We start from the raw sequence: 13,358 nt of genomic DNA, 5'->3' as shown, positions 1-13,358 counted from the left end.
AAATCGACCCAGGCTATGCATGGCCACCTCAGAAGCGCTTGGAGACGGCGAGGCTGATGAAGCGCCCGATGGCCGAATAGTTGGTGCCGTCGTAGGGCGGCGCGTACTCGGCAAACGAGGTCGGCGTGTACAACGGCGGCGCACGGTCGAACAGGTTCTGCGCCGAGAGCGAGACCTCCACGCCGGCCCACGGCCCGTCGCTGCGCGCATGCTGATAGCGCAACGTCGCATCGAAGGTGGTGAACGAGGCCGTCTTCCGGCCATCCACGGGGTTGGTCACGCCGCCACGGTAGTTGGTGAACGCGGACGTGGTGAAGGCGCCCCGCTCCCAAACTACCCCTGCCCGGCCGGACAGCTTGGGTGGGTTGAACAGCGTGCCCGAGAGATCGAAGAAGTCCTGAGCGCCGGTGTTCTGCTGCCTGCTGTCCAGCCACGCGGCCGAACCACGCAACGTCAGCGTGTGGTCCCCCAACGCCAGTCGATACGAGCCCGAAAGATCCGCTCCGGTGATCTCTTGCCGGGCGACGTTGACGTAGTTGCCGTAGATCACTGCACCGATGCGGTCCGGATCGAAGGACTGGCCAGTGAAGTTGAAGAATCGCGCCAGGCTGGCAATGCGCGTCAGCTCTTCCAGCGTGGGTTGCCGGTCGATCACCTGGGCGAACGCGGGATTGGCCAGCACCTGCGAGTAGTCGGTGATCGGCTGCACCACGCGGTCGGTGTAGTCGATACGGAACGCGGTGAGCTCCAACTGCATCCCGGACAACGCCTCCGGGTGGTACGCCAGCGAAGCGGAGAGCGTGCGCGCACGTTCGGGCTGCAGGTCCGGATTGCCGCCACCCACCCGCAGCGCCATGTCGCGCCCACCCTCCGGCGTGCCGCCGTAATCGCGCGCAAAGCCCAACTGCCCGAACTGGCCCTGATTGACCTGCAACAACGTCGGCGCCTTGAACGAGCGGCCCCACGAGGCCTTGGCCGTGAAGTCGGCATTGGGGCTGTAGATCAGCCCAAGCTTGGGCGTGGTGACGCCGCCGAAGCTACTGTAGTCCTCGCTGCGCACGGCCGCGGTGACCTCAAGCCGGTGCACGCCCGGCACGCCCTGCCCTGCGCCGGCCACCGGCACGCTGACTTCCGCATAGCCAAAGCGCGCACGCTCCTCGCCCTGCGTCGCCACCACGCCTGTGCCCCACGCGGACTGCCGGAACTCATTGCTCCGGTAGCCCACCCCCGCCGCAAGCCGCACCTCGCCGGCAGGCAGTGCCAGCAATGGCCCTTCCACGCTCGCTTCAAAGCTGCGGCTTGCGTTGCAGAAGCAATCGTCGACAACCGGGGTGACGGCGCCGGTTGCCGGGGCTTCCCGCGTCTGGCGCTCGTGGTGTTCGTCCTTGGCCCAAGCCCCGCTCAGGGACAGCGACCAATCGCGCGGCAGCCGGAACTCGACCCCGGGCGACACCAGCGATGTAGTGGTGACCGGCGTCAGGCGGTTGATGCCCATGTACTCGTAGAAGGTCTGCTGGTGGCGCCAACTCCGCAGCACATCCAGGCGCAGTTCCAGCGCGTCTCCCAGCCCCTGATACGCACTGAGCAGGCCGCTGCGCAGGTCACTGCCGGGATAGAGCGTGGTCGGCGGACCCAGGTGCCGGGTGTAAGCGCGATCGGCCGCATAGATCGGGTCGACAGAAGCCTCCTTGAACGTGGCGATGACGCCACCGCTGGCCCAGTACGTACCGGCCGTGGCCGTGTACTCGCGTGTCTCCAGACCGCCGCCCTTGGCAGCGCCATAGCGGGCGCCGAGCGTTGCACCGTCGTAGTCTCGGCGCAGGACCACATTGCCCACGCCGCCCACCGCATCTGAGCCGTAGATGGCCGAGGCGCCATCGGCCACGATGTCGATGCGTTCGACCGCATCGACGGGGATCGCGCTGATGTCCACCGCCTGCGCGAAGCCGCTGTAGGCCATGCGCCGCCCGTTGAGCAGCGTCAGCGTGGCGTCCGGCCCCAGGCCCCGGAGGTTCAGCGCTGAGCCGCCGGTGACGTTCTGGTTGGCAAACCCGGCACCGGAGAAGCCACCGCTGCCCGCCCCCGGATTCTGCCCACCCCCAAAGTTCTGCGGCACGCTGCGGATCACCTCGCCCAGATCGCGGAAGCCCTCTTCCCGGATCCGCTCGGCACCGAAGGCGATCACCGGCGACGGCGTGGTGCCGCCACGGATGCGGGTGCCGGTGACCTGGATGGTGTCGAGTTGGGTGGCGGCGGCGTCGGTGTCCTGGGCGGGCGTATGTGAATCGGGCTTATGGGCCGGACCCGCCTCCTGCGCAACGGCACAAGTCAGAGGCAAGAAGGCGATCACTGCCGCACCCAACATGTGGGCTGCGATGCCAGGGATCGAGACCTTTAACGACTGCCCCGTAGCGCCACACATCAGCGCACTTTGTTGTTCGGCTAAATCAAGCTCACCGTTCGCCTTCGAGGCACGCGTGACGCTCTCGGAAGCGCACGGATTGGTAGATACATACAGCGTGTGGCTAGACATGCACTGCCTCCATGAACGGCCGACGCAACTAGGTCAGCCCGCAACAGGTACGACCGCCTTGGTCACGCCGGCCGGAAGCTCCCGCCCACCCGGCCCGACCAAAACGAGAGTAATAAACAGTAGACTTATATTCTGTAGATTGCAATGCGGTAGAGGGTCAGGCTGGGGCATGACTTCCAAGCCCTCATCCGCATCACTCCCGAGTGCCCGCAGCCGTGTCGGGGCGAACATCCGTCGCCTTCGCAAGGCAATGAAGGGGAAGGTCAGCCAGGAGAAGCTCGGGGAGATGGCGGAGTGCCATCGCAGCTACGTGTCCCAGTTAGAACGAGCGAAGACGAACATCTCAGTTGACCGCCTTGAGCGGTTCGCTCAGGTCCTGGGCGTGGATATCGCCGACTTGTTCCTGCCCCCGCCGTAGCCGCCCCAGGACGCGGGCTCAACGCAGCAGCTGTCGCAATGTAGAGTTATAAAGAGTAGATATATAATCTGTAGAACCTAAGCCGGTAGATGATCAGGCTGGGAGGCATGCCTTCCAAGCCGTCATCCCCAGCGAAACCGAGCGCGCGCGAGCGAGTTGCAGTGAACATCCGCCGCCTGCGCACGGCGCAGGGTCTGAGCCAAGAGCAACTCGCTGATGTGGCCGATTTCCATCGGACCTATGTTTCGCAGCTTGAACGGCGTGTCACCAACATCTCAATCGATGGGCTTGAGCGGTTAGCTGATGTGCTGGGCGTGGACATCGTCGATTTGCTCCAGCCCCCAGACTGAGTGGAGCCCCGCGTATGAAGCGAGCCGGGCCCCAGCTGTAGGAAATTCCTGACATGCATCAGCGGAAGGCGCTGATACCAAGGGTTGGAGGAAGAGCGCACTCTTCCATCACGCCAGCAACGCGTGATCCCCGTCTACGGGCGGGTCGCCAGACACGCGGGCCAGGGAACGGAGCACCCCGGCCGCTGGCGCCCACATTCTCATACCGTTGCCCCGGTGAGCCGGGCATCTGGTAACCACGCGAAAGCTTCGGCTTGTCGTACCCTGCCATAATGGCTGCCCGGAGTTTGACCATAAGGCGCAGCCAACCGTTTCGCTACGGCGCGTTGCCTGTCCAAGGCACTCACGCGCTCACCAAACGACGGCATGATGCGGTGGTATGAATGCTGATATCTGAAGGCGGGGCGCGTCCCAAGAGTGCGTGCTCGGTACTGGCCGCCGGCAGGCCCCATGACCCGCTCGTTCGCTTCATCCGGGCCTGCATTATGATCATGGCACCCTATGGGCTTCCGGCGAAGTCGAGCTAGGCCACGGAGATTCCGCGAAAGACAGATGCGGGACGGAGGATTTCCTCTTCAGCCGCAGCCTCGAGGCCACCCAAGCTCCTCTGGACACCTAGGTTCAGCCGCAGCGCACTACGCAAGCAGGTGCTGCGCTTCGGGACCCTTGGCGCAGATTCAACGATGACAAATCTCTTAGGCGGCCCCGCAGCTGCTGCCATCCATTTGCTTGGGGCAGCTCCTTCCCTGAACGAAGTACGCAATTGGTCATAACTCGAGACGGAGTGTAATTTATTGTTACACTACGCTCATGAACGATCATCCCGACGACATGGCCCCAATCAATGGCTTGGTAGACGCGCGCCGCGCGGCCGCGATGCTGGGCGTATCAGTTAACGTCTTCAAGGTGTGGGCGAACCGATCCCAAGAGGGGAAAGGTGGAGTCGCAGCGGCAATGCCCAAACCGGTAGCTAAGATGCACGGGCAAATCTATCTAGCGGCTGAAATCGAAGAGTTCGGCCGGCTTCTGGCTATGAGCCGACGGCCGCCAAGAACTAGAGAGCGTGGACTGGGCGCTTACTTCACGCCAGAGAGCGCCGCTCAGATGATGGTGTCCTGGGCGGTTAGGGGATCCCAGGACGTCATCCTTGAACCTAGCGTGGGCGATGGACGGTTCGCACATGCCGTTCATGCGTTGGCTGCGGCTAATCATTGGAAGTCGCTCCAACTACATGGATGCGAGCTCGACCCTCAGACAGCAGCGCAGGCTGTAGCCTCTGGCGCCGTAAGCGCAAATCTATTACACGTTGGCGATTTTCTTGCAGAGGATCGCATCCCTCAGGTTGATGCGGTGATAGGTAACCCGCCATACGTCCGACTGAGAGAGCTAGATGCCAGTCTGCGGAAAAATGCAGTCGCTGCCGCGAGTGATGCTCTCGGCGAAGCGATTGACCCTGCAGGCAGCGTTTGGATGCCTTTTGTCGTTAAAGCGACAAAGCACCTGAAAGCAGATGGACGATTGGCGCTTGTCTTACCACTCGACTTCACCTACGTCCGATATGCTCGCCCACTTTGGGATTACCTTGCGAGGCTCTTTGGACGCTTACGCATCGTACGCTTCCGAGAGCGCGTCTTTCCAGACATACTCCAGAATGTACTCATTCTTTTAGCGGAAGATAAGGGAAAGAATACTGATTACGTTGAGCTAATCGCTCGGGAGCGACTCGCAGATCTAGATAATAATCTTGATCAAGATGGGATTAGGATACCCATTGAGTCAGTCATCAGAGGCGAGAGGATCTTTCAGTACGCTCTTCTTCCTGATGAAACAAGAAGTGCGCTTGCGTTACTTGCCCCTTATGCGTCTCCCGCACTCAATCGAGTTAAATTTAATATCGGCTATGTGTCCGGCAATAAAACATACTTCCATCCAAGCGACGAAGTAGTACGAGAATTTAAGCTGCCATCGCGATCTTTGGTCCCGACTGCAGCTTCGTCCCGGAGCTTCTCTCGCCAGCCACTTCGCACAAGCCAAATGGATGCGTCCGCACACCTGTGGCTTCCTCGCGGCAAGCTAACCAAGGGCGAGCACTCCTACATCACCAGAGGTGAGCAAGATGGCGTAGACATGGGTTTCAAATGCCGCATCAGAAAGCCGTGGTACGTTGTTCCAGGCGTGAAGACACCGGACGTATTTCTAACGACCTTTAGCGATCTACCTCGCCTTCACCTTAATGACTCTGATTGGACCGCCTCGAATAGCGTCCTAGGTGGATTCCTGCGACCAGATAATGACGTCGAAGGTTTTGTCGACTCTTGGTATACACCTCTTACACTTCTTAGCGCAGAGATAGAGATTCACTCGTTAGGCGGTGGTGTAATGGTGGCAGTACCTCGAGAAGCGGATTCTGTTTTAATGCTCAAATCGGAGTTCACCTCTAGAGCAAACCGGCGTCAGTTGGATGCTGCACTACGGGCAGGAAAAATTGAGGATGCCTATGCCATAGGCTCCAAATCAATCGCCAAACTCATTGGCCACGACGGCGCGAGCACTCTAGACAAGGGCATTGAGACACTTATCGCTTGGCGAAAGGCCCAAGTCACACCCGCGTAACAAGTGTTTCGTCAAGGCCTCCATCGTCAGCCTCATCATCCGGGAAGTCATCAGTCTCTGTGGGCTCAAAAATGTCCTGAACCCACAGATTTCGAGAATGAAACGTACCAATTAGCCTAGGCACAAACGTCTGCAATGAAAGATCGAGGCCAGGAACCGCACTTGCAACGATGTCATCTCTAACCGCAATTGGATCGGAGTGGAAATCAGCGACGCAATACGCAAAATGGTCATAAGCGCCCGTCATATGCTTATAGATTCGATCGTCTCGCTGCCCAATCGCAGCATAAAGACGCGCATATCGCCGGTGATTCGGCCTTTCTGCGCGAGTCCATTCGCCATTTCGCTTCTGCCACGGCCTCACCTCAAGCGGATGAAGGTAGGCGTAGCCTGTCGTGCACATCGGAAATCTTTCCTGCAAGGAAATAGCTTCGCCGACGATATCCTGATAATAAGTCAGGACATTCTTTCCGACTGAGCTCATCTGACTCCGGACTCCAACCAAGATCAAGGGTCCATTTGTTGGATGAATAACCGCAACGTCAACATTCTTAGACTTGTAGGAGCCGTACACAGGAGCCTCCTCAAGCACTTTAACACCCGCCCGACGCGCTTTAGGAGTAATGAACGAGCCTAAATCTCTAGCGATGAAACTATGGAACGTTTTGATGAACTCTTGGCTTCTAACAGCAGCCTCTGGATTTAGCTCAAAAATTACCTTCATTCGCCGCAGTACAGCTAGGAACTCATCAGCGCGCTGTGCAGGTGTCCAAGTCATTTATTAATCCACCACTCCATGTTTATTAGCAATCTCTGGAAAGTTACTTCTCTCCGATAGATATGTATACATCAGGCAGAATGCTATTAACCAACCTCACAGTAGCCTCGACTCAGCTTGCTTCGTGCTAATTCAGACTATTGCAGGACCGGTTGGAGAGTCGTCTATCGTCAAGTAAAAACAGCCATTGGCGTTCCGCTCAATGGTGACGATCTTCCCGGAGTAATCCGTTGATTGCATATGCTTGGACAATGTACCCCAGTGAAGAACTGTAACCCTATTCCCTTGATCCGACTCAAATGAAGGCGTGTTCGTAATATCGAGATCAACTGAGCCGAACTTCTGCCCCAGAATCTCTACCTTCATCGAGACAGCAACTCGCTCCTTTTCCGGCCCACCAGCCCAAGCAAGCCCGCCAAACAAAATATCCCTAAACCAAACTGCAGAGTCGATATTGTGATTCGCTTGTACTAGCGTCAGGTGACCTGTCCGATTAGTCCCGGTACCGCGCGGATGCTGAGCATCCGCATGGCTCATAGTTTTGTACCAGCGATACTTCATCCTTGCCCCCTAGAAATCCCGTCAAACCCCAACCGGGTTCGCCTTCTCCGGATCGATCTTATACAGCTTGATCGCCCTCGCTACATCCTTGCCGGTCATCTTGCCGTCCTTCGCCAGCGCGTCGATCGCCGCCTGGGCGATGTAGTAGCGGTCCACTTCGAAGTGGCGGCGGAGGTTGGCGCGGGTGTCGGAGCGGCCGAAGCCGTCGGTGCCCAGCACGGTGTAGGTGTGCGGCACGAAGGCGCGGATCTGGTCGGCGAAGGCACGCACGTAGTCGGTCGCGGCGATCACCGGGCCCTGGCGGGCTTCCAGCTGTTCGGTCACGTAGGGCTTGCGGCGGGTCTTGGCTTCGGGGTTGAAGCGGTTCCAGCGCTCGGCGTCGAAGCCGTCGCGGCGCAGCTCGGTGAAGCTGGGGCAGGACCAGATGTCGGCCGTCACGCCGAAGTCTTTGTCCAGCAGTTCGGCGGCGGCGATGACTTCGCGCAGGATGGTGCCCGAGCCCAGGAGTTGGACGTGGGGGAGGTTGGAGGCTTTCTTCTTGCCCCCAGCCGAAGCACCCCCACCCGAAGCGGCGGTGCCGCTTCGACCTCCCCCGCTCGCGGGGGAGGTGTCCGCGGTGCTGGAGAGCAGGTACATGCCCTTGATGATGCCCTCGGCGGCCTCGGGAGTGACGGCCGGGTGCGGGTAGTTCTCGTTCATCAGGGTGATGTAGAAGTACTCGTCCTGCTGTTCGTCGAGCATGCGCTGCATGCCGTACTGCAGGATCACCGCGACCTCACCGGCGAAGGTGGGGTCGTAGCTGCGGCAGTTGGGGATGGCGCCCGAGAGCAGGTGGCTGTGGCCGTCTTCGTGCTGCAGGCCTTCGCCGTTGAGTGTGGTGCGCCCCGCGGTGGCGCCCAGCAGGAAGCCGCGGGCGCGCATGTCGGCCGCCTGCCAGGCGGCGTCGCCGATGCGCTGGAAGCCGAACATCGAGTAGTAGATGTAGAACGGCAGCATCGGCAGGTCGTTGGTGCTGTAGCTGGTGGCCGCGGCCATCCAGCTGGCGAACGCGCCGGCTTCGGTGATGCCCTCTTCCAGCACCTGGCCGGCCGCGTCTTCGCGGTAGTACATCAGCTGGTCGCGGTCCACCGGCTTGTACTTCTGGCCCTGCGGGGCGTAGATGCCCAACTGGCGGAACAGGCCTTCCATGCCGAAGGTGCGGGCTTCGTCGGCGACGATCGGCACCACGCGCGGGCCCACCTGCTTGTCGCGCAGGATCACCGAGAGCGACTGCACGAAGGCCATCGTGGTGCTGATCTCGCGTTCGCCGGTGTCCTGCATCAGGCGGTCGAACACCTTGAGCTCGGGCGCCTTGAGGCTTTCGGTGCTCTTGCGGCGGCGCTGGGGCAGGAAGCCGCCCAGCTTTTCGCGGCGCTCGAGCAGGTACTGCACTTCCTCCGAGTCCTTGCCGGGGTGGAAGAACGGGATGTCGCCGTCCTTGAGTGCGGCGTCGGAGACCGGGATCTTGAAGCGGTCGCGGAACGTGCGCACCGCGTCGTCATCGAGCTTCTTGGTGTTGTGGGTCGGGTTGAGCGCCTCGCCTGCGCTGCCCAGGCCGTAGCCCTTGACGGTCTTGGCCAGGATCACCGTGGGCTGGCCCTTGGTGTCCATCGCGTTCTGGTAGGCGGCGAAGACCTTGTGCGGGTCGTGGCCGCCGCGGTTGAGGCGCCAGATGTCGTCGTCGCTGAGGTTGGCGACGAGGTTGGCGGTCTCGGGGTACTTGCCGAAGAAGTGCTCGCGCGTATACGCGCCACCGAAGGCCTTGCAGTTCTGGTACTCGCCGTCGACGGTCTCCATCATCAGCTTCTTGAGCATGCCGTCCTTATCCTTGGCCAGCAGCGGGTCCCAGTAGCTACCCCAGATCGTTTTGACGACATTCCAACCGGCGCCGCGGAACTGGCCTTCCAGCTCCTGGATGATCTTGCCGTTACCGCGCACCGGGCCGTCGAGGCGCTGCAGGTTGCAGTTGATCACGAACACCAGGTTGTCCAGGCCTTCGCGGCCGGCCACCGAGATCGCGCCCAGGCTCTCGGGCTCGTCGGTCTCGCCGTCGCCCAGGAAGCACCAGACCTTGCGGTCGGTGCGCGGCATCAGGCCGCGGGCTTCGAGGTACTTCCAGTTGCGGGCCTGGTAGATGGCCGCGATCGGGCCCAGACCCATCGAGACGGTCGGCAGCTGCCAGTAGTCGGGCATCAGCCAGGGGTGCGGGTAGGACGAGACGCCCTTGCCGTCGACTTCCATGCGGAAGTGGTCGATCTGCTCTTCGCTGATGCGGCCTTCCAGGAACGAGCGGGCGTAGATGCCCGGCGAGCTGTGGCCCTGGGTGCAGATCAGATCCCCGGGGTGATCGGCTGAAGGCGCGCGGAAGAAGTGGTTGAAGCCCACGTCGTAGAGCGTGGCGCTGGAGGCGAAGCTGGCCAGGTGGCCGCCCAGGTCGCCGGGCTTGCGGTTGGCGCGCACGACCATCGCCATCGCGTTCCAGCGGATGATCGAGCGGATGCGCCATTCCAGGTCGCTGTTGCCCGGCATCTTCGGCTCGAGGTGGGCCGGGATGGTGTTGACGTATTCGGTGGTCGGCGCGAACGGCAGGTGGGCACCGGCGCGGCGGGTCAGCTCGACCATGTTCTCGAGCAGTTGGTGCGCGCGCTCGGGGCCGCCGACGTCGATGACCGCCTTGAGCGACTCGATCCACTCGCGGGTCTCGGTCGGATCGGGGTCGTTCTGCAGGACGTCGTTCAACCAGTTCATCAGATGTGCTCCAGCGCGGCGCGCGCGGCCGCGTGCAAGGGGTCGTTGTCGAACGGTCGATTCTAACAGGCGCGTTCTGCCCGGCGGGCCGGTCCGCAGGCGGGGGACAGCGCGTTCCAGCGGTGCACCTGGCCCGGTCCGGGCGGCCGGTCGGACGGGCGGCCGGGCCGCGCAGCCATTGCCCGATTGCGGGCGGCCCGGCCGTCCGCCATGATCCCGTGTTCAGGGGAGGATGCGGCATGATGGCGCCCCCCGCCCGCGCCCGAGCCCATCCCGATGCCCCATACCGCCTCGCGTTCCAGCCGTTGGCAGTTGCCTGCGCTCGGGGTGGCGATCGTGCTGATCGTGGTCGGCCCATTCCTGATCATGCGCGCGGCGATCGGCGAGGCCGAGGACGCCACGGTCGAGGTGGTGCACACGCGCGAGGTGCAGACCCTGGTGCAGGCGATCTCGGCCGACGCGCGCAGCCTGGAGGCGGCGGCGATCGCGCTGACCCGCGGCATCGATTCGCCGCTGCTGCGCGAGCGCATCCGCGATGCGCGCGAGCGGATCATGCCCAATGTGGCCGCGGTGCTGGAACTGACCCGGGACAACCCGGCGCAGCAGGCGCGGCTGGGCGCGCTGCGCAACATGCTCGAGCAGCGTCTGGCGCGGATCGACAAGGTGATCGATGCCGAGCAGGCGGCGACCAATCGGCAGATCGACGAGATGATCGTGCTTTACCCGATCCAGCGGCTGGTGACCGAGGCGGTGGCCGAGGAAGAGGTACTGCTGCTGGACCGCAAGGCCGCGGCCGCGCGCGCCAACCGCGATGCCGAGCTGTCGAGCTGGGTGGCGATGGTGGTGCAGTTGCTGCTGCTGGCCGCCGCCATTTACTTCGCGCTGCGCCAGCAGACCGGCCGCGTGGCCGCCGAGCGGCAGGCGCTGAGCGCGAGCGGCCGGGCGCTGGCGGTGCTCGACAGCGTGCGCGAGCCGATCGTGCTGGTCGACAAGCAGCAGCGGGTGGTGATGCACAACGCCGCGTTCGCCGAGCTCTACGGCGTGGACGACGACGCCCGCGGCCATGCGCTGGCCGAGATCGGCGACGGCGCCTGGCAGGACGCCGAGACCATACGCCGGCTGCACGACGTGCTGGCCCGCAACCGCGAGCTGTGGGATTACCGGCTGAGCCAGGCGACGGTCGACGGGGTGGAGCGCACGATGCTGCTCAATGCCCGGCGCATGCCGCTGCCCGACCGCGACGATGCGGTGGCGTTGATCACTGCGTCCGACGTGACCGCGCAGAGCATCAGCGAGCGGCAGATCCGCGAGCTCAACCAGCAGTTGGAAGGCAAGATCGAGCAGGTCTCCGACGTCAACCGCGAGCTGGAGGCCTTCAGCTATTCGGTCTCCCACGATCTGCGTGCGCCGCTGCGGCACATCGCCGGCTTCGCCGACAAGCTCGGCCGCCATCTGGGCGAGAACATCGACGAGAAGAGCAGCCACTACCTCAATGTCATCGGCGGTTCGGCGCGGCGCATGTCCACGCTGATCGACGATCTGCTGGTGTACTCGCGCCTGGGTCGCAGTGCATTGCGGCTGCAGAGCGTGGACCTGCAGACGATGGTGGCCGATGCGCGCGCGATGCTCGACAGCAACGCGAAGGCCGAGAAGCCCGACCACCGGATCGAGTGGACGATCGCGCCGCTGCCGATCGTGGTCGGCGACGAGAACATGCTGCGGCAGGTGTGGTTGAACCTGCTGGGCAATGCGGTCAAGTACAGCAGCGGCAGCGAACCTGCGACGGTCGAGGTCACCTGCCGGCGGCTGGACGACGGCGGCTACGAGTTCTCGGTCCGCGATAACGGCGCGGGCTTCGACATGCAGTACGCGGGCAAGCTGTTCGGCGTGTTCCAGCGCCTGCATTCGGCCAGCGAGTTCCCCGGCACCGGCGTCGGGCTGGCCAGCGTGCGGCGCGTGCTCGGCCGCCACGGCGGGCGGATCTGGGCCGAGTCGGCCCCGGGCCAGGGCGCCTCGTTCTTCTTCACCCTTCCCGCCTCCGCCCAGGAGCCGGGCCTTCTGTCCTCACCAGGAAAACAGCAATGAGCGAAATCCGCACCATCCTTCTCGCCGAGGACAGCCCGCACGATGCCGAGATGGCGATCGATGCGCTGCGCGAGGCCAATCTCGCCAACCCGATCGTGCATGTCGAGGACGGCGTCGAGGCGGTGGACTACCTGTTCCGCCGCGGCAAGTTCGCCGACCGCGCCGAGGGCGACCCGGCGGTGCTGCTGCTCGACATCAAGATGCCGCGCATGGACGGCCTGGAAGTGCTCAAGCAGCTGCGTGACCACGAGACGCTCAAGCGCATGCCGGTGGTGATCCTGTCGTCCTCGCGCGAGGAAAGCGACCTGGCCCGCAGCTGGGACCTGGGCGTGAACGCGTACGTGGTCAAGCCGGTCGATGTCGACCAGTTCTTCGACGCGGTACGCACGCTGGGCAAGTTCTGGGCCGTGCTCAACGAAGTGCCCGAGGAAGAGTGAGCCCGCATGGCGGACGATGAGGGACATGGCGCGCGGGCTGGACGCCTGCGCGTGCTGATCGTCGACGATTCGCGCGACGATGCCGAACTGGCCGAACTGGCCCTGCGCGACGCGGGGCTGGCGGTCGAGACCCGACGGGTCCACGGCGAGGCGGCGCTGGTGGAAGCGCTGGAGGCCTTCGCCCCGCGCGTGGTGCTGTCGGACGTCAACCTGCCCGGGTTCTCGGGCGCCGAGGCGCTGGCGCTCACCCGGCAGCTGCGCCCGGGCGTGCCCGTGGTGTTCATGACCGGCTCGGCCTACGGCCTGCCGGGCGACGAATTGCCCGAGGGCGATGCGCTGGTCCACAAGGACCAGCTCGACCGCCTGCCGGCCACGCTGGCCCAGGTGCTGGCGGCGGGGGACGGCGAGGCGGAATGAGGGCGGTGGGATTGGGGCGAACGCCCCTTGCCCCCACCCGGCACGCGGCGCGTGCCGACCTCCCCCGCGATGCGGGGGAGGCAACTGATCGCGCGACGCACTTGGCGCCTTCCCCCGCGATGTGGGAGAGGTGACTGATCGCGCGACGCGGTTAGCTCCTTCCCCCGCCTGCGGGGGGAAGGCTGGGATGGGGGCGCTTCTGGCGCTGACGCTGGTCTAGCAGCATTCCGCTGACCGCCCCTACCCCCACCCGGCACGCGGCGCGTGCCGACCTTGTAAGTTGCTTTTGCGGTCCGGGAGTTGGCATTTTTCGGATCGCCCCGTGCCAGACCGTCCGACCTTTGATCGATCAGATCGTGGGGGAGCTTGGGTCGGCATC

Annotated in this window: 9 protein-coding genes; 5 read left to right on the top strand and 4 right to left on the bottom strand. The window is 63.3% G+C overall.

From position 1 onward, the window contains the following. Positions 1–28: 28 nt before the first annotated feature. On the bottom strand, positions 29–2,338 hold the full coding sequence (locus ABE487_RS15160; protein WP_346452552.1) for a TonB-dependent receptor: 2,310 nt from the start codon (positions 2,336–2,338) through the stop codon (positions 29–31). A 720-nt stretch (positions 2,339–3,058) separates the two neighbouring features. Here ABE487_RS15160 and ABE487_RS15155 point away from each other — a divergent pair. Beyond that, entirely contained in the window at positions 3,059–3,301 is a 243-nt protein-coding gene (locus tag ABE487_RS15155) for a helix-turn-helix transcriptional regulator (RefSeq protein ID WP_346452915.1), read from the top strand. A gap of 810 nt (positions 3,302–4,111) precedes the next feature. Then, a complete protein-coding gene (locus tag ABE487_RS15150) occupies positions 4,112–5,914 on the top strand; it encodes an N-6 DNA methylase (protein ID WP_346452550.1) in 1,803 nt (600 codons plus the stop codon). Here ABE487_RS15150 and ABE487_RS15145 read toward each other — a convergent pair. From ABE487_RS15145 to aceE, 3 genes are all read right to left on the bottom strand, one after another. Beyond that, on the bottom strand, positions 5,901–6,692 hold the full coding sequence (locus ABE487_RS15145; protein WP_346452548.1) for a hypothetical protein: 792 nt from the start codon (positions 6,690–6,692) through the stop codon (positions 5,901–5,903). The two genes, ABE487_RS15150 and ABE487_RS15145, sit on opposite strands and share 14 nt — an antisense overlap. 132 nt (positions 6,693–6,824) lie before the next feature. Continuing rightward, on the bottom strand, positions 6,825–7,253 hold the full coding sequence (locus ABE487_RS15140) for a hypothetical protein (RefSeq protein ID WP_346452547.1): 429 nt from the start codon (positions 7,251–7,253) through the stop codon (positions 6,825–6,827). A gap of 21 nt (positions 7,254–7,274) precedes the next feature. After that, positions 7,275–10,040, bottom strand: coding sequence for a pyruvate dehydrogenase (acetyl-transferring), homodimeric type (gene aceE, locus ABE487_RS15135; protein ID WP_346452545.1), 2,766 nt, complete (start codon positions 10,038–10,040; stop codon positions 7,275–7,277). A 276-nt stretch (positions 10,041–10,316) separates the two neighbouring features. Between aceE and ABE487_RS15130 the strand changes: the two genes are divergently transcribed. From ABE487_RS15130 to ABE487_RS15120, 3 genes are read left to right on the top strand one after another with little or no spacing between them, the layout of a single operon-like run. Beyond that, entirely contained in the window at positions 10,317–12,125 is a 1,809-nt protein-coding gene (locus ABE487_RS15130) for an ATP-binding protein (RefSeq protein ID WP_346448761.1), read from the top strand. Next, positions 12,122–12,562, top strand: coding sequence for a response regulator (locus tag ABE487_RS15125; protein WP_241944399.1), 441 nt, complete (start codon positions 12,122–12,124; stop codon positions 12,560–12,562). Before ABE487_RS15130 ends, ABE487_RS15125 begins: the two co-directional genes overlap by 4 nt. Positions 12,563–12,568: 6 nt before the next feature. Beyond that, positions 12,569–12,979 (top strand): response regulator, encoded by a 411-nt coding sequence (locus tag ABE487_RS15120; RefSeq protein WP_346448762.1) that lies wholly within the window; start codon positions 12,569–12,571, stop codon positions 12,977–12,979. Positions 12,980–13,358: the final 379 nt, after the last annotated feature.

This window comes from Luteimonas sp. TWI596, assembly GCF_039674105.1.
In the GTDB taxonomy this organism is placed as follows: Bacteria; Pseudomonadota; Gammaproteobacteria; order Xanthomonadales; family Xanthomonadaceae; genus Luteimonas.
This window is presented reverse-complemented; position numbering and strand designations above follow the sequence as displayed.